Source organism: Pseudomonas sp. O230 (genome assembly GCF_045447035.1).
Lineage (GTDB): Bacteria > Pseudomonadota > Gammaproteobacteria > Pseudomonadales > Pseudomonadaceae > Aquipseudomonas.
The window spans coordinates 35,483-53,232 of record NZ_JBJGXN010000011.1 but is presented as its reverse complement, the minus strand read 5'-3'; the positions used below and the strand labels follow the sequence as shown (position 1 = coordinate 53,232).

At 59.3% G+C, this 17,750-nt stretch carries 16 protein-coding genes; 11 read left to right on the top strand and 5 right to left on the bottom strand.

Annotated elements, in window-relative coordinates; translation table 11 throughout:
- Positions 1 to 110: 110 nt before the first annotated feature.
- The 3 genes from ACI77H_RS23610 to ACI77H_RS23600 all read right to left on the bottom strand — a co-directional run bounded on the left by ACI77H_RS23610 (position 111) and on the right by ACI77H_RS23600 (position 3,171).
- A complete protein-coding gene (locus ACI77H_RS23610) occupies positions 111 to 869 on the bottom strand; it encodes an alpha/beta hydrolase family protein (RefSeq protein WP_407014077.1) in 759 nt (252 codons plus the stop codon).
- Positions 859 to 1,968, bottom strand: coding sequence for a DUF3182 family protein (locus tag ACI77H_RS23605; RefSeq protein WP_407014076.1), 1,110 nt, complete (start codon positions 1,966 to 1,968; stop codon positions 859 to 861). The genes ACI77H_RS23610 and ACI77H_RS23605 overlap by 11 nt, the downstream gene beginning before the upstream one ends.
- A gap of 210 nt (positions 1,969 to 2,178) precedes the next feature.
- The gene (locus ACI77H_RS23600; protein ID WP_407014075.1) at positions 2,179 to 3,171 is read right to left on the bottom strand and encodes a GlxA family transcriptional regulator; all 993 of its coding nucleotides are present in this window, start codon (positions 3,169 to 3,171) and stop codon (positions 2,179 to 2,181) included.
- 102 nt (positions 3,172 to 3,273) lie between these two features.
- Here ACI77H_RS23600 and ACI77H_RS23595 point away from each other — a divergent pair, with 102 nt between their 5' ends.
- From ACI77H_RS23595 to ACI77H_RS23550, 10 genes are all read left to right on the top strand, one after another.
- Positions 3,274 to 3,822, top strand: coding sequence for a cysteine hydrolase family protein (locus tag ACI77H_RS23595; RefSeq protein ID WP_407014074.1), 549 nt, complete (start codon positions 3,274 to 3,276; stop codon positions 3,820 to 3,822).
- Positions 3,823 to 4,244: 422 nt separating this feature from the next.
- On the top strand, positions 4,245 to 4,826 hold the full coding sequence (locus tag ACI77H_RS23590; protein ID WP_085988408.1) for a YjfI family protein: 582 nt from the start codon (positions 4,245 to 4,247) through the stop codon (positions 4,824 to 4,826).
- A gap of 25 nt (positions 4,827 to 4,851) precedes the next feature.
- The gene (locus ACI77H_RS23585; protein ID WP_407014073.1) at positions 4,852 to 5,550 is read left to right on the top strand and encodes a PspA/IM30 family protein; all 699 of its coding nucleotides are present in this window, start codon (positions 4,852 to 4,854) and stop codon (positions 5,548 to 5,550) included.
- A gap of 92 nt (positions 5,551 to 5,642) precedes the next feature.
- Positions 5,643 to 6,206: a rhomboid family intramembrane serine protease gene (locus ACI77H_RS23580; RefSeq protein WP_150654510.1), complete on the top strand. Its 564-nt coding sequence runs from the start codon at positions 5,643 to 5,645 to the stop codon at positions 6,204 to 6,206.
- Positions 6,207 to 6,277: 71 nt separating this feature from the next.
- Complete coding sequence (locus tag ACI77H_RS23575; protein ID WP_407014072.1) at positions 6,278 to 7,312, top strand: ion channel; 1,035 nt, start codon at positions 6,278 to 6,280, stop codon at positions 7,310 to 7,312.
- Entirely contained in the window at positions 7,299 to 7,973 is a 675-nt protein-coding gene (locus ACI77H_RS23570; RefSeq protein ID WP_407014071.1) for a DUF2491 family protein, read from the top strand. The genes ACI77H_RS23575 and ACI77H_RS23570 overlap by 14 nt, the downstream gene beginning before the upstream one ends.
- Before the next feature lie 14 nt (positions 7,974 to 7,987).
- On the top strand, positions 7,988 to 8,416 hold the full coding sequence (locus ACI77H_RS23565) for a DUF350 domain-containing protein (RefSeq protein ID WP_407014070.1): 429 nt from the start codon (positions 7,988 to 7,990) through the stop codon (positions 8,414 to 8,416).
- Positions 8,417 to 8,434: 18 nt separating this feature from the next.
- Positions 8,435 to 9,151: a DUF1190 domain-containing protein gene (locus ACI77H_RS23560; protein WP_407014069.1), complete on the top strand. Its 717-nt coding sequence runs from the start codon at positions 8,435 to 8,437 to the stop codon at positions 9,149 to 9,151.
- Positions 9,152 to 9,163: 12 nt separating this feature from the next.
- Positions 9,164 to 10,321: a glutathionylspermidine synthase family protein gene (locus tag ACI77H_RS23555; protein ID WP_407014068.1), complete on the top strand. Its 1,158-nt coding sequence runs from the start codon at positions 9,164 to 9,166 to the stop codon at positions 10,319 to 10,321.
- A gap of 156 nt (positions 10,322 to 10,477) precedes the next feature.
- Positions 10,478 to 12,682, top strand: a complete 2,205-nt coding sequence (locus ACI77H_RS23550) for an OsmC domain/YcaO domain-containing protein (RefSeq protein ID WP_407014067.1) — start codon at positions 10,478 to 10,480, stop codon at positions 12,680 to 12,682.
- A 69-nt stretch (positions 12,683 to 12,751) separates the two neighbouring features.
- On the opposite strand, the gene ACI77H_RS23545 is transcribed toward ACI77H_RS23550, so the two are convergent.
- Positions 12,752 to 13,279 (bottom strand): single-stranded DNA-binding protein, encoded by a 528-nt coding sequence (locus tag ACI77H_RS23545; protein WP_010467282.1) that lies wholly within the window; start codon positions 13,277 to 13,279, stop codon positions 12,752 to 12,754.
- Between the two features lie 9 nt (positions 13,280 to 13,288).
- Complete coding sequence (locus tag ACI77H_RS23540) at positions 13,289 to 14,686, bottom strand: MFS transporter (RefSeq protein ID WP_407014066.1); 1,398 nt, start codon at positions 14,684 to 14,686, stop codon at positions 13,289 to 13,291.
- Positions 14,687 to 14,877: 191 nt separating this feature from the next.
- Between ACI77H_RS23540 and uvrA the strand changes: the two genes are divergently transcribed.
- Positions 14,878 to 17,712, top strand: coding sequence for an excinuclease ABC subunit UvrA (gene uvrA, locus ACI77H_RS23535; protein WP_407014065.1), 2,835 nt, complete (start codon positions 14,878 to 14,880; stop codon positions 17,710 to 17,712).
- The last annotated feature ends 38 nt before the right edge of the window (positions 17,713 to 17,750 follow it).

Genomic DNA, 17,750 nt, shown 5'->3' with positions numbered 1-17,750 from the left:
ATCGCGGGCAAGCCCGCTCCCACAGGAGTGGAGTGTTTATCCAAAATGTTGTGTACGACACAAACTTTGTGGGAGCGGGCTTGCCCGCGATGGCGTCAGGAAGCACCCCCTCACTTCGACTGGATAATGCTCAACCGCTCACCCACCACCATCTCGGTAATCCAGTCCACCAGGATCGAGGTATACGCCTGCTGTGAGACCGGCTCGCTCAACGCGTGGTCGGCGCCGTCGATGATCCGGTGAGTCAGCGAGTGCGTCTGCTGACACGCAGCCCGGTAACTCATGATGGTCGAGTGGGGCACATAGTCGTCAGTCTCGGACTCCACCAGCAGCACATCCCCGGTAAATTGCGAACAGGCATGCAACGCGCGATTGCTGTCGGCGCGCACCAGCGTGCTGCGGTAATCACGCAAATCGAGCTTGTCCAGTTCGCGTTTGGGCGTATGCCATTGCTCATCGCGATACAACGCCGGCACCCGCAGTGCCAGCCAGCGCACCGGGCGCAATGACGTCAAAATCGAAGCCAGATAACCGCCATAACTGGTGCCGACCACGGCAATCGCCGAGGTGTCGAGCGCCGGGTGCGCGAGTAAACGGTCGTATGCCGCCAGCAGGTCTCGCAGGTTGTCTTCGCGGGTGACCCGTGTCAGCGCAATGCCGGTGCCGCCGGTGTGACCGCGCAAGTCGAACGTCAGGCACACACAGCCTAAACCGGCGATGCCTTTGGCCCGTTCAAGATCACGCTCCTGACTGCCGCCCCAACCGTGTACGAAGAGCACGCCGGGGACTTTCGATTTGGGACTGAGAAACGTCCCGACCATTTGTTCATCGTCGATGTCGATCTGGATGGTTTCGCTTCTAGCCGTCATAGGATTTGACCGTTACGTACTTGAGGAGAAATTCACTGTTTTGCGCCGGCCCGCGGTACACCTCGATGGCGTCCGCCGGCAGCGCTTGATCGATGTAGGTTTCCACCGAGGACACGCGAATCGCACGCATCCCCGGGTCGTTGACGAAGCTCTGCAACGCCGCGACTTCGGCGCTGCTGGCACCGCCCATGCGCCAGGATTGTTCGAGCACGCCGCTGCGCTGCTGGCCGTTACTGTCCAGGCCTTGCGCGATGTCGTAGTTGCGCCGCGAGGCGTAGAAACCGGGATAGGCCTCATCCGCCGCCCGGTTGAACACTTGCGCTTGCTCGATGGCCAAGCGCACATCGTCGGGCAGTTGCAGTTCAAGCAGATCGTCGTAGCCGCCCTGCACTACGAGCAGGTTAGAGCCTCCATAAACCTGCTCGCCATGACCGTCTGCGGTCAAGTACTGATCACCGCAGTAACTCAGCACGGTGCCGCCGATGAAGCTTTGGCCAACGCTGTGAGTCACCACCTCGCTCAGGTCTTGCTCCAACACCACGCCTTCGGTGAACAGCGCCTGGGCATCGGGCCTGCCGAGAATCGCATCGAATTGGTCGAGGCTCTCGATCACCACCTGACCGCGTCCGGCGCAGGCATGGATCGGTTTCAGGCGAATCGGGCCGCTATCGAGCAAATGCTCCGCCGCCGGACGCGCATCGTCGAGGGAGAACACGCTCAGACCATCGAGCACCACGCTGCGCACCCGTTCAGAAAACAATGGCGACCAGCCGTGCGGAGCAACAGCGTTTTTATTGCGCAGGCCGTGGCTGATGGCTTTGGTGCAGATGAAATCATGCTCGACGTAGCCGCCCCACAAATCCTCCGGGCCTTTGACGCCCAATTGCTTTGCGGCGGCAGCGCCGACCAGGGTTTGGGTCGGCAACAGATAGAGATCGCGACCGGCGTGGTGTTCGGGGTCGTAGCTGCCGCCGAATTTGAACCCGAGAATCTGCGCCAGCCAACGGGCCAATGCGCGATTGGTTTCGACTTCGTGCTGTGGCGCGTCGGGCCGCACAGAATGCGCGACCACGAGTTTTTTGCGGTTTGTTGGGGTCATGCGTCCCCCTTCAATCGGCGCTCGATGAATGTAGTGGGAGGGGTGCAGAGATCAGGCCAACAGCTGCTGATCTGAAACCTTAGGCAATTCAATCAGTTGCCGAATCGGTGATAGCACTGAGCCTGTCTCATTCTGCACGACGGCTATTTCACTCCCGGCATTTTGCACGACCCACGCGATACGCTCCCACAGGGATTTCAGGTATTGCGCCTACCGAGTTGCTGCAATGGGCGTCACCCCAAACCGCGCCCGATAATCACTCGGTGCCAACCCGGTAATTTTCTTGAATGTCGCGCGAAAGGCGCTCGGGTCTTGATAGCCCACGGTCCAGGCAATGTGGTCAATGGTGCCGTTGGTGAACTCAAGCATTTCCCGGGCCTTGCCGACCCGCAGGTGCTGACAGTACTCGGTGGGCTTCAGGCCGGTCGCGGCGCGGAATCGGCGCAGGAAGGTACGCTCTTCCAGCCCGGCCCGCTCAGCCATGGTCGTCAGCGACACATCGGTCGCACCGGTGCTTTGCAGCCAATGCTGAACCTTGAGAATCGAGGCGTCGCCGTGGCTGAGAATCGGTGAGAAGTTGCTGCCACATTCACTCGCACTGTCGCTGTGTTCCACCACCAGAAACCGCGCGGTGGCGGTGGCAATGCTCGGCCCCAGCAGTCGGTCCACCAGACGCAAACCCAGCTCGGACCACGCCATCAACCCGGCCGTGGTGATCAAGTCGCCGTCATCGACGATCGGCGTATCGGCCTTGAGCTTGATCGCCGGATAACGCTCGGCGAACGCCTTGGCCGAGGTCCAGTGGGTGGTGGCGCTGCGGCCGTCGAGCAGGCCGCTTTCAGCCAATAGAATCGAGCCCACACAGACGCCGCCGAGGGTCGCGCCCTGTGCATGTTGCTGACAAATCCAGCGCAGCAAGCCTTGCGACGCCTGGCCTTCGGAAAAACCGCCAATCGACGGCGGGATCAACACCGCCACCAGCGCACCGTCCGGCGCGGGATGACTGTCATAGACGCGCTCGGGCGCCTGATCGCCATCGACCTGCCAATGGCTGACCCGCAGCAGCGGCAACTGCGCCGACTGATGCTCGGCGGCGATCCGGTTCGCCAACCCGAACAAGTCCGTCAGCCCGTGCACCGCCGCCATCTGCGCGCCTGGATAAATCAGCACGCCCAGCTCGGCGATTGCCCTTTGTGCGTCCATTGTCAGTTTTCCCCCTTCAATTGTCGGTGCGGCCAATCCTCGGACGGCCTGCCGCAGCCAATACTTGATTCCACAGCCAACACATACTTCGAGGAAACAGTCATGGCCAAGCAAGCACTCATCGTAGTTGATATCCAAAACGACTACTTCCCCCAAGGCAAGTGGCCGCTAGTCGGCGCCGACGCTGCTGCGGACAACGCCGCGCGCCTGCTCAAAGCGTTTCGCGATGCTGGGGACTCGGTGGTGCACATTCGCCACGAGTTCACTTCCGACGAAGCGCCGTTCTTCACCCCCGGCTCCGAAGGCGCCAAGCTGCACCCCAAAGTCCTGAACCGCGCCGACGAACCGGTGGTGCTCAAACACTTCGTCAACTCGTTCCGTGAAACGCAACTGCAGACCATTCTCGACGAGCAAGGCATCAAGGAACTGGTGGTAGTCGGCAGCATGAGCCACATGTGTGTCGACGGCATCACCCGCGCCGCCAACGACCTCGGCTACAGCGTCACGGTGATCCACGACGCCTGCGCCTCCCGTGACCTGGAGTTCAATGGTCTCACCGTTCCGGCCGCCCACGTTCACGCTGCCTTCATGTCGGCCCTGGGTTTTGCTTACGCCAGCGTGGTGTCCACTGACGAATTCCTGGCGGGTTGAGCTGAGCTGAGAAGCTCATCTCGGGACTTTCAGCCTGACTGCTGGGCGTCGCACTATTTTTGGTTGGCGTTCATATCCGTTGCTGCGATAACGGCGGCTGGCGGTTTCGCCCTTACAGAGAGTCACTTTGGAAAAGCCCCAAAGTGAACCGCTGTAAGGGCCGAACCATATCCGCCATCACTCAAAACCGATAAACACCCCAGCGCTTGACTCCCTCCCGCAGCCAAAAAAAACTCACGCGTGAGCTATTGAGGACTACAAAAATTGCCTGTAGTGTTTCTCACGCGTGAGTTTTTCATTACGGGGTCAGCACCATGAACAGCAGCTCTCCATCAGATCCGCCTGGCGGGTCTGTGACCGATTCAGCAAGCAGCAAGGGAGAGCGCTCGAAACCGTCCGCGAAAAAACCGTCGAGCTTTTACATGAAGCAGATGCGCGCGGGCCTGGGTGCCGCCGGTTATGTGAAACACGAGACTTGGGTGCTTCCCGAAAACCGAAGCCTGCTCAAGCAGATGGAGAAACAGCTACGCCAACCGATTCTGGCTGGCTCATTCATGTCGGAGAATTACATGAGCGCAGGTAACAACTGGAACATCGATCGCCTCTACAGCGCCCTTCAAGCCCTGGACGAAGTGGTCTCGAACGACATCACCCTCTCCCTCGTTCAAGGCTCCGAGTCCAGCATCAAGCTGGAAATGAACGACTTCGGTGGCTTGCCGATTTACATCGCGGTGGTGGGCGACCAGATCATCGTCGATACCGTGCTGGTCGACGTCGAGTCGATCAAGGACGTGCCGGCCTTCAATGATGCCGTGTTGCGCAGCCGGGAAATGTTCCCGCTGTCGTCGATCGGTATCGAGTCCATGCCCAACGGGCAGGTCGTTTACAACATGTTTGGCGCACTCAGCTCCGACTCGAGCCTGACCAACGTCGTGACCGAGGTCAAAACCCTCGTCGACAACGTGCAGCGCGCCAGCGAAGCCTTCGAACGTTTCTTCAATTAATTATTCGGGAATCAGGGAATATCCAATGACTCAGTCCATCTGGAGCAAATTGTTCACCGCACTGCGTGGCGGCGCCAACGAAGTCGGCGAATCGATCGTCGACCAACAGGCCCTGCGCATCCTCGACCAGGAAATTCGCGATGCTGACAGCGCGCTGGCCAACGCCAAGCGTGAGTTGGTGACCATCATGGCCAAGCACAAACTGTCGGCCGATCGCGTCAGCGAGTACAACGCCAAGATCAAGGACCTGGAATCCAAAGCCCTGGCCGCGATCCAGGCCAACCGCGAGGACCTGGCACTGGAAGTGGCCGAAGCCATTTCGACCCTGACCAATGAACTGGATGTCGAGCAGAAGCAGGCCACCGAGTTCGGCGGTTATGCGCAGAACATGCGCAAAGACATCACCAAGGCTGAAAACCGCATCAAAAGTCTTCGCCAGCAAGTGGACATGGCCAAGGCCCGCGAAAGCGTACAGAAAGCCCAGGTCAGCGCGTCCATCGCCAGCGGCGGCGCCAATGGCAAACTGGAAACCGCCGTCGGTACGTTGAACCGTTTGCAGGCCAAGCAGCAGCAACGCGCCGCGGAACTGGAAGCCCAGGACCAACTGGCCGATGCCTCGACCGGCACCGACCTGGAGCGCAAACTGCGCGAAGCCGGCATCACGCCGGACGCGGGCAGCGCCAACGCGATCCTGGAACGCCTGAAGCAGAAATCGGCTGAGTAAACGGCCCAAGCGCGAACTCATAGCCTGTGGGAGCGAGCCTGCTCGCTCCCACATGGGTTTGCGTTGCAATTCTGATTGATAAGAGGTCAAGGATGGATGCCCTGAAGGGTTTCAAGACAATCGCCAGCCTCGCCATTTTCATGGTTGCGCTGCAACTGCTCAATGTCGCGACCGGCTACAGCCTTGTGGCATTCGGCCTGGTGCCGAGAACCGTCCACGGATTGGTCGGCATCATCACGTCACCCTTTTTGCACGCGTCCTTTGCGCACCTCAGCGCCAACCTGATTCCCTTCCTGATTCTGGGCACCCTGGTCATTGTCGAGGGGCTCAACCGATTCCTGACCGTCAGTGCGATCATCATTCTGCTGGGCGGTTCGCTGGTCTGGCTGTTCGGATTTTCCGGCGTGCACATCGGTGCCAGCGGCTGGGTATTCGGGCTGTGGGCTTATCTGCTGTCCCGCGCCTGGTTTCACCGCAGCTGGGGCAACCTGATCACGGCCAGCGTCGTGGCATTGCTGTATGGCGGCCTGGTCTTTGGTTTTCTTCCGCGTCAAGGTGTGTCCTTCGAAGGGCATCTCTTTGGTGCGCTCGCCGGATTTATTGCAGCCAAGGTACTTTTCTCTGCGCCGCGCAGCAGGTTTAATGCCGCCGGTTAACCGCACTTGAGCATTCAGACGCCGAGGCGATAACGTCGCCAGGAATGAGTACCCACGGAGCCAGGGACGCAATGTCGATTTTCCTTTTACTGCGCATGTATGCCTCGTCCCTCTTCCACCGATTCGGTTGGGCAGGACTGGTGATTGCCTTGGGCGTGCACCTGACCACGGCGTATCTGGGCCTGGTGTTGCTGGGCGAACAGCACCTCACCGCTCCCGCCACGTTTACCTACTTTTATCTCACCACCACGCTGACCGTAGGCTATGGCGATCTCGCGCCACAGACATCGGCGGGGCGTATTTTCGTGGCCACCTGGGTCATGCTCGGCGGCATTGCGCTGCTGACGGCCGCCATCGGCAAAACCACCAGCAGCGTTATCGATGTATGGAGAAAAGGCATGAAGGGCAAAGGTGATTACACCGGCAAGGTCGGACATACGGTGCTCATCGGCTGGGAAGGTGCGTCCAGCGAACGGGTTGTTGAATTGCTACTTCAGGATGAAACCTCCAACGACAACCTGATCGTCATTTGCGATTGCACCCTTGAAGAAAACCCCATGCCCGGCCAGGCAGCCTTCATCAAGGGCGAAAGCCTGTCCTCGGTGGCACTGCTACTGCGCGCGGGTGTTCCCGGTGCCGAACGCGTCCTGGTGCGAACCCATTCGGACGACCTGACCCTGGCCACCGTGCTGGCAGTCAACCAACTGAAGCCTGTCGGGCATGTGGTCGCTCATTTCAATGACAGTGAAATCGCCGCACTCGCCAGCGCCTACGCCCCCAGTCTGGAGTGCACGTCGAGCATGGCCATCGAGATGCTCGTGCGCGCGTCTCAGGACCCGGGCTCATCCGTGGTCATCAACGAATTGCTATGCGTGGGCCAGGGCGCGACCCAATACCTGATGAAACTGCCCGAGACGTTTAACGCGACGTTCGGCGATCTGTACACGCAGCTGAAAGAACGTCACAACGCCACCCTCATCGGCTATCGCGCCAAGGGCGCCCGACAACCTTCGATCAACCCGCCCGGCGCGACGCGCATTGACGGCGGTGAGCTCTTCTACATCGCCTCCACTCGCCTCAAGGAAATCTCCAATGGGATGGTTTAAACAGTTGATGGGGCTTGAGGCCCCGAACGCGAATACCGAGTCCAAATGGACTGCCAACGAAACCCAACCGGCTGCCGGCCCGCTGGGTCTGGCACTGGGCAAGAGTGTGATGTTCGACACCACGCTTCAATTGTTGCTCGACGAAAAAACCGCCGTGACCATCCCCGGCTCCCAGCAGATCTGGAGCAACGGCACCGTTGATCTCGGGCAGTCGACCTGGCTGTCGCGCTATTACATGAACGACGAAGACTACTGGCTGCAAGTGCACACCACTGGCGATATCGCTGGCCAGATCGAGTCGGTGATCCTGTTCAACTACCTCAGCTACATCACCATCAGCAGCGAAGCGGAGCTGCGTCGGCTGGCCGGCCCGCAAAGCTTGATCGGGTTGCCGACCTACACCCACAACGGCGTCGAGTACACCCGCGAATGGGGCACCGAAAATGGCCAGACTGAACTGGTAGCGTTGAGCGAGCAGCTGAAAAACCCAGAGGATTCCTACAGTGTCGAGCACCGTTCGATGCTGTACGCCCGCGAAACCGGCCTGACCGACCGTCGTGAGTTCCTGCTGTTTTCCGTCGAAGAAGACGCCGAAGGCACGATCAGTTTGAGCACTTCGTTGGGCATTTCGCTGTACACCACCGACCTGAACACTTTTTAAAAAGGAAGAAACCCATGCTAGAAGCGCTCTCCGTCTCCCTGAACAAAGCCGCCGTGTTCGGGTTTGTTGCGTACATCGTCGGCGCCGCCGTGCTGTTCGCGCTGTTCCAGTTCATCTACACCCGCCTCACCCCGCACAAAGAATTCGAACTGATCCGTTCGGGCAACGTCGCGGCCGCAATCGCCTTGGGCGGCGCCATCATCGGTTTCGCCATTCCGGCGAGCAACGTGATTGCCTACTCGATCAGCATTCTCGACTTCGTGGTCTGGGCAGTCATTGCGGCGTTCGTGCAACTGCTGGCGTTCCTGATGACCAGCCTGGTGCTCAAAGGCACCTCCGAGCGCATCAAGAAAGGCGAAATCGCCGCCGGTATCTACGTGGCAGCCGTGGCCATCAGCGTCGGCATGTTGAACGCCGCCTGCATGACCCCTACCCCGAACTGATCGCGCACGGAGCTCCCGATGAAACGAAGCAAGTACGTTCAGCTGTCGCTGGCAGCCTCGGTCGCGATGGCGATTTCAGGTTGCGGGCCGACGGAAAAAACCTACTCGGTACAGAAAAAGTACAACTTCCAGTCCGTGCAGCAATGCGCCGATGAAAAGCTTCCGGTGGACGTCTGCTCCGACGCCTTCATGACCGCCATGGCTGAGCATCGGCGCATTGCACCGGTGTACGACAACCAGGCCGATTGCGAAGCTGACTTCGTCGCCGACTGCTGCCAGCAGGACTCCGCCGGCAAATTCATCCCCAAACTCGGCGGCTTCGAACTGACCGCCGATGGCGAGGTGACGCAATCCCAGGTGGACGCCGCCAAAGCGCAATTGCCCGCCTCGGAAGCAAACAGCGGCGGCTCCGGATTCTCTGGCACCAGCCTGCTGACGGGCCTGCTGATCGGCAACATGCTGAGCAACAACCGCAACAGCTATTACTCCCAGCCGGTTTACCGCTACCGCGACGACCGGGGCAGCTATTCGTCGTCGACGCTCGGCCAGCGGATTTCGAAAGGTTCGACCTTTACCAAATCCAATCAGGCGCGATACGGCAGCAGCAACTACGCCGACTCGATCCGTTCTTCTGCAAGCAAGCCGGTGTCCGTTGCCTCGTCCACTTCCCGTGGCGGCTTCGGCAGCAAAGCCAGTGCACGCAGCGGCTGGGGCGGCGGCGGGTCGAGCAGTTAAGGAAACCGGGCCATGAAAAAAATCCATTGCGCAGAGCGTCCTGACTGGAAGCAGACTGCCGAGAATCTCGGCTTTCTGTTCCACACCATCGACGACGAACCCTATTGGGACGAGAGCGCGTACTACCAATTCACGCTCAAGCAGATCGAAAACGATCTGGAAGACCCGACCACCGAGATTCATGAGATGTGCATGGACCTGGTGGCCCGCGTGGTGCAGAGCGAGGAGTTGCTGGAGCGTTTGAGCATCCCGGCACCGTTCTTCGACATGGTTCGCACCTCATGGCTAGAAGGTCATCCGCATCTGTACGGGCGCATGGACTTTTCCTACAGCGGCAGCGGCCCGGCCAAACTGCTGGAGCTCAACTACGACACGCCGACCAGCCTGTACGAAGCGGCGGCGTTCCAGTGGGGCTGGCTGGAGCAATGCATCGAGCGCGGTTTGCTGCCCAAGCACGCTGACCAGTTCAACAGCATCGACACCAAGCTGCATCAGGCTTTTGCTCAACTGCAGCTCACACAGCCCTTCTATTTCGCCTCGATGAAAGACTCGGTCGAGGACAAAGGCACCACCGATTACCTGCGGCTGGTGGCGGAAAAGGTCGGCATCGAATCCCGCCACATCGACATCGAAGACATTGGCCTGACCAGTGACGGACGCTTCGTCGACCTTGAAGATCGCTGGATTCCTCACCTGTTCAAACTGCACGCCTGGGAGTTCATCTTCCACGAGCCCTTTGGTGCAGCGATTGCCCAGAGTGATACGCAGTTTTTCGAACCGGCCTGGAAATCCATCATCTCCAACAAAGGCATCCTGCCGCTGCTGTGGGAATTCAACAAAGGTCATCCGAACCTGCTCGCCGCCCATCTGGATACCGACCCGAACAAAGCGGTGCCCAAGGGTTGGGTGCGCAAGCCATTTTTCTCACGGGAAGGCGCCAACATCGAACTGCAAACAGCGGACGGTCTGATCGTGAAAGAGGACGGGCCCTACACGGACGCGCCGTTTATCCTTCAGGAATTCGCGCCGCTACCGCAGTTTGGTGATAGCTACACGCTAATCGGCTCCTGGGTGATCGGCGATCAAGCGGCAGGCATCGGTGTGCGTGAGGACAACAGTTTGATCACCAAGGATTCGAGCCGGTTCCTGCCGCACCTGATACTCGACTGAACAATTCATCGTTTAGAAAAAGCCCGGTGCCGTGCATCGGGCGTCGGGGGGAAACAGCTGTAAACCTGATCAAGGACCAGACAACCACAAGACTTACCGCTGAAAAGCCGGATAATGGCGACCAAATCGTCTAGCCCGTTATTCTGGTAATCCCCCATGGAAATCAAGGTCAACTTTCTCGACAACCTTCGACTTGAAGCCAAGTTCGATGACTTCACGGTGGTGGCCGATCAACCAATCCGCTACAAGGGCGATGGCTCGGCACCGGGCCCGTTCGATTACTTTCTGGCTTCGTCGGCGTTGTGTGCGGCGTATTTCGTGAAGTTGTACTGCGACACTCGCAGTATTCCCACCGATAACATCCGCCTGTCGCAGAACAATATTGTTGACCCGGAAAACCGCTACAACCAGATCTTCAAGATCCAGGTCGAATTGCCGGCGGACATCTCCGACAAGGACCGCCAGGGCATCCTGCGCTCCATCGACCGTTGCACCGTGAAAAAAGTGGTGCAAGCCGGGCCTGAGTTTGTGATCGAAGAGGTGGAAAACCTCGACGCCGATGCCCAGGCGCTGTTGATGCCTGCGTCCAGCTCAGCGGCGAATACGTTTATTGCCGGCAAGGACCTGCCGCTGGAACAGACCATCGCCAACATGTCGGCGATTCTGGCTGACCTGGGCATGAAGATTGAAATCGCCTCGTGGCGCAATATCGTGCCCAATGTCTGGTCGCTGCACATCCGCGACGCGCACTCGCCAATGTGCTTCACCAACGGCAAAGGCGCGACCAAAGAAGGCGCGCTGGCGTCGGCGCTGGGCGAGTTTATCGAGCGGCTCAACTGCAACTTCTTCTACAATGACCAGTTCTGGGGCGAAGACATCGCCAACGCTGCGTTTGTGCATTACCCGGACGAACGCTGGTTCAAGCCTGGCCGTAAAGATGAACTGCCGGCGGAGATTCTCGACGAGTACTGCCTGAAGATCTACAACCGCGACGGCGAGCTGCTTGGCTCCCATCTGATCGACACCAACTCGGGCAATGAAGAACGCGGCATCTGCTCGCTGCCATACGTACGCCAGTCGGACGGCGAGGTGGTGTATTTCCCGTCCAACCTGATTGAAAACCTGTTCCTGAGCAACGGCATGAGTGCCGGTAACACACTGGCCGAGGCCCAGGTGCAGTGCCTGTCGGAGATCTTCGAGCGCGCGGTCAAACGCGAAATCATCGAGGGTGAATTTGCCTTGCCGGATGTGCCGGCCCACGTGCTGGCTAAGTTCCCCGGGATACTGGCCGGTATTCAGGCGTTGGAAGAACAGGGCTTCCCGGTGTTGGTCAAGGATGCGTCACTGGGGGGTGAATTCCCGGTGATGTGCGTCACCTTGATGAACCCGCGTACCGGCGGTGTGTTCGCCTCGTTTGGCGCGCACCCAAGCCTGGAAGTGGCGCTGGAACGCAGCCTCACCGAATTGCTCCAGGGCCGCAGCTTCGAAGGCCTCAACGACTTGCCCCAGCCGACGTTTGAAGGTCATGCGGTGACCGAGCCGAATAACTTCGTCGAGCACTTTATCGACTCCAGCGGCGTGGTGTCGTGGCGCTTCTTCAGTGCCAAGTCGGATTACGAGTTCGTCGAGTGGGACTTCTCCGGCCAGGGTGAAAACTCGAACGCCGAGGAAGCCGCGACCTTGTTCGGTATTCTCGAAGGCATGGGCAAAGAAGTGTACATGGCGGTCTACGAGCATATTGGCGCGAAGGCCTGCCGCATCCTGGTGCCGGATTATTCGGAAATTTATCCGGTAGACGATCTGATCTGGGATAACACCAACAAAGCGCTGTTCTTCCGCGCCGATATCCTGAACCTGCATCGCCTGGACGATAGCGAACTGCAAGCACTGGTTGAGCGGCTGGTGGAAAGTGAGCTGGACGACTACACCGACATCACCAGCCTGATCGGCATCGAATTTGACGACAACACCGCGTGGGGGCAGCTGACGATTCTGGAGTTGAAGCTGCTGATCTATCTCGCCTTGCAGCAATATGAAGAGGCGAAAGAAGCGGTGGAAATGTTCCTGCAGTACAACGACAACACGGTTGAACGCGGCTTGTTCTACCAGGCCGTCAATGTGGTGCTGGAGATGAAGCTGGACGAAGACCTGGAGCTGGAAGACTACGAGGCCAATTTCCGCCGGATGTTCGGCACCGAGCGCACGGATGCAGCCATCGGGTCGGTGGACGGCAGCGTACGCTTCCATGGCTTGGCGCCAACCAGCATGAAACTTGAAGGGCTAGACCGGCACCTGCGGTTGATCGACAGCTACAAGAAGCTGCACTCGGCACGGGCGAAGGCAAGCACGTTGACCCATTAACAGCGCCCACAAAAAAGCGAAGCCCAAGGGCTTCGCTTTTTTTTGTCTGCGGTTCTGAAAAGCTATGGATCAGAACGGGATATCGTCATCAAAGCTGTCGAAATCCGGAGCCGGTTGCGGTGCTGCCTGCTGTGGAGGCGGAGCCTGGCGCGACTGCTGCGGTGCCGACTGCTGCGGGCGCGGAGCCTGCTGGCGTGGAGCCGGAGCGGACTGCTGATAGTTATTGCCCCCGCCTTGTTGGTCGCCCTGTTGTGGACGGCCGCCCAGCAGCTGCATGGTGCCTTGCATGTCGACCACGATTTCAGTGGTGTAACGCTTGATACCGTCTTTTTCCCACTCGCGGGTCTGCAGCTTGCCTTCGATGTAAACCTGCGAACCTTTACGCAGGTATTCGCCGGCGATTTCCGCCACTTTGCCGAACATCGACACACGGTGCCATTCGGTTTTCTCGACCTTCTGACCAGTTTGCTTGTCGGTCCACTGTTCGCTGGTCGCCAGACTCAGGTTGGTCACGGCGTTACCGTTAGGCAAGTAGCGAACTTCGGGATCCTGGCCGCAAGTGCCGACCAATATGACTTTGTTAACCCCACGGGCCATAACGTTCTCCTAGGCTTCGCACGCTGTCGCGGTCGGGTTGTTCACCAGACGCTCGAGGGTGGTGCGATCCAATAGTTCGGTGTCCAATTTGATGTAAATCGCCGCTTCATCCGCGACGATCACTGCATCTGTTACCCCTACAACGGCCATCAGGCGCTCGACCAGACCCGCTTCGCGGATCGCCTCGGGCGACAACGGCAAGCGCAGGCTCGTCACGTAGGGAGGTTCGCGCATGGTAACAGCAAAGGCCAACCAGAGGGCAGCCAGGCCGGCGCATCCGAGGAACACAACCGACAGACCGCCATGCTGGAACATCCAGCCGCCGAGTATCCCGCCCAGTGCCGATCCGAGGAACTGACTGGTGGAATAAACCCCCATCGCCGTGCCCTTGCCGCCCGCCGGTGAAACCTTGCTGATCAGCGATGGCAACGAAGCTTCCAGCAAATTGAACGCGGTGAAAAACACCACCGTCCCGATCACCAGAGCCCGCAAGCTATCGCCGAACTGCCAGAAGAATAGCTCAGTGAGCATCAGCGTCAGCACCGCGCCCAATAAAACTCGTTTCATTTTGCGTTTCTTCTCGCCGTAGATAATGAACGGGATCATGGCGAAGAAGGAAATCAGCAGCGCGGTCAGGTAGACCCACCAGTGCTGCTCTTTGGGCAGCCCGGCTTTTTCGACCAGGGCCAGCGGCAATGCAACGAAGCTCGACATCAACATCGCGTGCAACACAAAAATGCCCAGGTCCAGGCGCAACAGGTCAGGGTGCTTGAGCGTCGGCATCAACGCCTGACGCGCAACGCCGGACTCACGGTGCTGCAACGGCCCCGTGGCACGCGGCACCATGAACATCACGATCACGATACCCACCAGCGCCATGCCACCGGTGGCGAGGAACAACCCGGACAGGCCGAAGGCGCGCGTCAGCAACGGTCCTACGACCATGGCGACCGCGAATGACAGACCAATCGTCATGCCGATCATGGCCATGGCTTTGGTCCGATGCTGTTCGCGGGTCAGGTCTGACAACAAAGCCATGACCGCCGCAGAAATCGCCCCGGCGCCTTGCAGGATGCGTCCGGCGATAACGCCCCAGATCGAGTCGGCATTGGCCGCCAGCACACTGCCGAGGGCGAACACGATCAGCCCCAGATAAATCACCGGGCGACGCCCGATGCGGTCGGAAATGAAACCGAAAGGAATCTGAAAAAGCGCCTGAGTCAGGCCATAAGCGCCAATCGCCAGCCCGATGAGGGCCGGGGTCGCTCCTGCCAGATCCATCCCATAGGTCGCCAATACCGGCAACACCATGAACATGCCAAGCATACGGAAGGCGAACACAAGGGCCAGACCGCTTGCTGCGCGGGTCTCACTGCCACTCATGCGTTCGCTGTGGGGATCGTGCATGGAAAAACCTCATGTGAACCGGCGGCGATTCTACCAGTCCCATCGATTGACAGGGTATATCGCGACGCTTTGACGCGCTCCGCTGACAGACTCTTCATGTACGACAGTCATCCACTCGTTTGATAGTGTGCATCCATCCAGTATTTGGCCGTATACTCCTACGTTTTCGACGCCCGCCAAGCGAGGCCACTTTGGACAAGATCCTGATTCGTGGGGCCCGAACCCACAACCTCAAGAACATCGACCTGACCCTGCCACGGGACAAACTGATCGTCATCACCGGCCTGTCCGGATCCGGCAAATCGTCCCTGGCCTTCGACACGCTGTACGCCGAAGGCCAGCGCCGCTATGTCGAATCGCTGTCGGCCTATGCCCGGCAGTTTTTGTCGATGATGGAAAAGCCTGACGTCGACACCATTGAAGGTTTGTCGCCAGCCATTTCCATCGAACAGAAGTCGACCTCGCACAACCCGCGTTCGACGGTCGGCACCATCACCGAAATCTACGACTACCTGCGCCTGCTTTACGCTCGCGTGGGTATTCCGCGTTGCCCGGACCACGACATTCCGCTGGAAGCGCAGACTGTCAGCCAGATGGTCGACCTGGTCCTCGCGCAACCGGAGGGCAGCAAGCTGATGCTGCTGGCGCCGGTGATCCGCGAGCGTAAAGGTGAACACCTTTCGGTCTTCGAAGAGCTGCGTGCGCAAGGCTTCGTACGGGCCCGGGTAAACGGCAGGATCTGCGAACTGGATGAACTGCCGAAGCTGGACAAGCAAAAGAAGCATTCGATTGACGTCATAGTCGACCGTTTCAAGGTTCGCGCCGATCTGCAACAGCGCCTGGCCGAGTCGTTCGAGACCGCGCTGAAACTGGCGGACGGCATCGCCCTCGTCGCACCGATGGACGATGAGCCGGGCGAAGAGATCATCTTCTCCGCACGCTTCGCCTGCCCGATTTGTGGCCATGCGATCAGCGAGCTGGAACCCAAGCTGTTCTCCTTCAACAACCCCGCCGGCGCCTGCCCGACGTGCGATGGTTTGGGGGTGAAGCAGTTCTTCGACATCAAGCGACTGGTCAATGGCGAACTGACCCTGGCTGAGGGCGCGATTCGCGGCTGGGACAGGCGTAACGTCTATTACTTCCAGATGCTCGGGTCGCTGGCGTCGCACTACAAGTTCAGCCTCGAAGTACCGTTCAACGAACTGTCGGCCGATCAGCAGAAATTCATCCTGCACGGCAGCGGTACGCAGAACGTCGATTTCAAATACCTGAACGACCGTGGCGATATCGTCAAACGTTCGCACCCGTTCGAAGGCATCGTGCCGAACCTGGAACGTCGCTACCGCGAAACCGAGTCGGCTTCTGTGCGTGAAGAACTGGCCAAGTTCCTCAGCACCCAGCCTTGCCCTGACTGCCGTGGCACCCGCCTGCGTCGCGAGGCGCGGCATGTCTGGGTGGGCGAGAAGACGCTGCCTGCAGTGACCAATCTGCCGATTGGCGATGCCTGCGAATATTTCGGTGTGCTGAAGCTGACCGGGCGTCGCGGTGAAATTGCCGACAAAATCCTCAAGGAAATCCGTGAGCGACTGCAGTTCCTGGTTAACGTCGGTCTCGACTATCTGTCGCTGGATCGCAGTGCCGACACGTTGTCTGGCGGTGAAGCTCAGCGGATTCGCCTGGCCAGCCAGATCGGTGCCGGCCTGGTGGGGGTTCTATACATCCTCGATGAACCATCGATTGGCCTGCACCAGCGCGATAACGACCGGTTGCTTGGCACGCTCAAGCATCTACGGGATATCGGCAACACGGTGATCGTGGTCGAACACGACGAAGATGCCATTCGCCTCGCTGACTATGTCGTCGATATCGGCCCGGGTGCCGGTGTGCACGGCGGGCATATCGTCGCCGAAGGCACACCCGCCGAGGTGATGGCTCACCCTGATTCCCTGACCGGCAAGTATTTGTCGGGCCGGGTGAAGATTGCTGTCCCGGCCAAGCGCACACCGCGGAACAAGAAGTTGTCGCTGTCCCTCAAGGGCGCTCGCGGCAACAACTTGCGCAACGTCGATCTGGACATTCCGATTGGCCTGCTGACGTGCGTCACCGGCGTATCCGGTTCGGGCAAGTCGACGCTGATCAACAACACGCTGTTTCCTTTGAGCGCGACAGCACTCAACGGTGCGACGACGCTTGAGGCTGCGGCTCACGACAGCATCAAAGGGCTGGAGCATCTGGACAAGGTCGTCGACATTGACCAAAGCCCGATCGGCCGCACGCCCCGCTCCAACCCCGCGACGTACACCGGACTGTTCACGCCGATTCGCGAACTGTTCGCCGGCGTGCCGGAGTCCCGTTCGCGCGGTTACGGACCGGGGCGTTTCTCCTTCAACGTGAAGGGCGGACGCTGTGAGGCCTGTCAGGGCGATGGCCTGATCAAAGTTGAAATGCACTTCCTGCCAGACATCTATGTCCCGTGCGACGTCTGCAAGAGCAAGCGTTACAACCGCGAAACGCTGGAGATCAAGTACAAGGGCAAGAGCATCCACGAAACCCTCGAGATGACCATCGAGGAGGCGCGGGTGTTTTTCGACGCAGTTCCGGCACTGGCGCGCAAACTTCAGACACTGATGGATGTCGGCCTGTCGTACATCAAGCTCGGGCAATCGGCGACCACGCTGTCCGGTGGTGAAGCCCAGCGGGTGAAACTGTCCCGTGAGCTGTCCAAACGCGATACCGGCAAGACGCTGTACATCCTCGATGAGCCAACCACCGGTTTGCACTTCGCGGATATTCAGCAACTGCTCGACGTGCTGCATCGACTGCGCGACCACGGCAACACCGTGGTAGTCATCGAGCACAACCTGGATGTAATCAAAACCGCTGACTGGCTGGTGGATCTGGGGCCGGAAGGTGGCTCCAAAGGAGGACAAATCATTGCGGTCGGTACACCGGAAGAAGTCTCGGAGATGAAGCAGTCTCACACCGGTTTCTACCTCAAACCGCTGTTGGCACGCGACAGGGACTGAATCAGGCCCATGAAAAAGCCCCTGTCACTTTCTCGGTG

What these genes read in the sequence shown, in the direction of transcription:
- ACI77H_RS23610 (WP_407014077.1), bottom strand. Translation starts at nt 869, where the DNA reads ATGACGGCTAGAAGCGAAACCATCCAGATCGACATCGACGATGAACAA.
- ACI77H_RS23605 (WP_407014076.1), bottom strand. Translation starts at nt 1,968, where the DNA reads ATGACCCCAACAAACCGCAAAAAACTCGTGGTCGCGCATTCTGTGCGG.
- ACI77H_RS23600 (WP_407014075.1), bottom strand. Translation starts at nt 3,171, where the DNA reads ATGGACGCACAAAGGGCAATCGCCGAGCTGGGCGTGCTGATTTATCCA.
- ACI77H_RS23595 (WP_407014074.1), top strand. Translation starts at nt 3,274, where the DNA reads ATGGCCAAGCAAGCACTCATCGTAGTTGATATCCAAAACGACTACTTC.
- ACI77H_RS23590 (WP_085988408.1), top strand. Translation starts at nt 4,245, where the DNA reads ATGAAGCAGATGCGCGCGGGCCTGGGTGCCGCCGGTTATGTGAAACAC.
- ACI77H_RS23585 (WP_407014073.1), top strand. Translation starts at nt 4,852, where the DNA reads ATGACTCAGTCCATCTGGAGCAAATTGTTCACCGCACTGCGTGGCGGC.
- ACI77H_RS23580 (WP_150654510.1), top strand. Translation starts at nt 5,643, where the DNA reads ATGGATGCCCTGAAGGGTTTCAAGACAATCGCCAGCCTCGCCATTTTC.
- ACI77H_RS23575 (WP_407014072.1), top strand. Translation starts at nt 6,278, where the DNA reads ATGTCGATTTTCCTTTTACTGCGCATGTATGCCTCGTCCCTCTTCCAC.
- ACI77H_RS23570 (WP_407014071.1), top strand. Translation starts at nt 7,299, where the DNA reads ATGGGATGGTTTAAACAGTTGATGGGGCTTGAGGCCCCGAACGCGAAT.
- ACI77H_RS23565 (WP_407014070.1), top strand. Translation starts at nt 7,988, where the DNA reads ATGCTAGAAGCGCTCTCCGTCTCCCTGAACAAAGCCGCCGTGTTCGGG.
- ACI77H_RS23560 (WP_407014069.1), top strand. Translation starts at nt 8,435, where the DNA reads ATGAAACGAAGCAAGTACGTTCAGCTGTCGCTGGCAGCCTCGGTCGCG.
- ACI77H_RS23555 (WP_407014068.1), top strand. Translation starts at nt 9,164, where the DNA reads ATGAAAAAAATCCATTGCGCAGAGCGTCCTGACTGGAAGCAGACTGCC.
- ACI77H_RS23550 (WP_407014067.1), top strand. Translation starts at nt 10,478, where the DNA reads ATGGAAATCAAGGTCAACTTTCTCGACAACCTTCGACTTGAAGCCAAG.
- ACI77H_RS23545 (WP_010467282.1), bottom strand. Translation starts at nt 13,279, where the DNA reads ATGGCCCGTGGGGTTAACAAAGTCATATTGGTCGGCACTTGCGGCCAG.
- ACI77H_RS23540 (WP_407014066.1), bottom strand. Translation starts at nt 14,686, where the DNA reads ATGCACGATCCCCACAGCGAACGCATGAGTGGCAGTGAGACCCGCGCA.